General features: G+C 52.5%; 6 tRNA genes. All 6 read left to right on the top strand.

The window, feature by feature from the left end:
- The first annotated feature begins 5 nt into the window (after positions 1–5).
- The 6 genes from LPA02S_RS11435 to LPA02S_RS11410 all read left to right on the top strand — a co-directional run bounded on the left by LPA02S_RS11435 (position 6) and on the right by LPA02S_RS11410 (position 533).
- Positions 6–78: transfer RNA gene (locus LPA02S_RS11435), tRNA-Phe, on the top strand.
- 7 nt (positions 79–85) lie between these two features.
- Positions 86–156, top strand: a tRNA-Gly gene (locus LPA02S_RS11430).
- A gap of 15 nt (positions 157–171) precedes the next feature.
- Positions 172–245: transfer RNA gene (locus LPA02S_RS11425), tRNA-Ile, on the top strand.
- 19 nt (positions 246–264) lie between these two features.
- Positions 265–352 (top strand) — tRNA-Ser (locus LPA02S_RS11420).
- Between the two features lie 4 nt (positions 353–356).
- Positions 357–428 (top strand) — tRNA-Glu (locus LPA02S_RS11415).
- Between the two features lie 15 nt (positions 429–443).
- Positions 444–533 (top strand) — tRNA-Ser (locus tag LPA02S_RS11410).
- The last annotated feature ends 6 nt before the right edge of the window (positions 534–539 follow it).

Here is a 539-nt window from a genome sequence, read left to right as displayed (position 1 = left end):
GAATCGGCTCGGTAGCTCAGTCGGTAGAGCAATGGATTGAAGCTCCATGTGTCGGCAGTTCGATTCTGTCCCGCGCCATTCATTCGCGGGTGTAGTTTAGTGGTAAAACCACAGCCTTCCAAGCTGTTGTCGCGAGTTCGATTCTCGTCACCCGCTGTATTCAATGAATATGGGCCTATAGCTCAGCTGGTTAGAGCGCACGCCTGATAAGCGTGAGGTCGATGGTTCAAGTCCATTTAGGCCCATTGAACTAAATATCACCATGGAGAAGTACTCAAGTGGCTGAAGAGGCGCCCCTGCTAAGGGTGTAGGTCGCGCAAGCGGCGCGAGGGTTCAAATCCCTCCTTCTCCGTTGTGGCCCGTTGGTCAAGTGGTTAAGACACCGCCCTTTCACGGCGGTAACATGGGTTCAAATCCCGTACGGGTCATTAACAATGCATCATGGAGAATTACCCAAGTGGCTGAAGGGAACGGTCTTGAAAACCGTCAGGTCGGTTCATGCCGGCGCGAGGGTTCGAATCCCTCATTCTCCTTTATAA

This window comes from Lacticaseibacillus pantheris DSM 15945 = JCM 12539 = NBRC 106106, from assembly GCF_001591865.1.
GTDB lineage: Bacteria > Bacillota > Bacilli > Lactobacillales > Lactobacillaceae > Lacticaseibacillus > Lacticaseibacillus pantheris.
The sequence above is the reverse complement of the archived record's forward strand: the minus strand, read 5'-3'. Positions and strand labels throughout refer to the sequence as shown.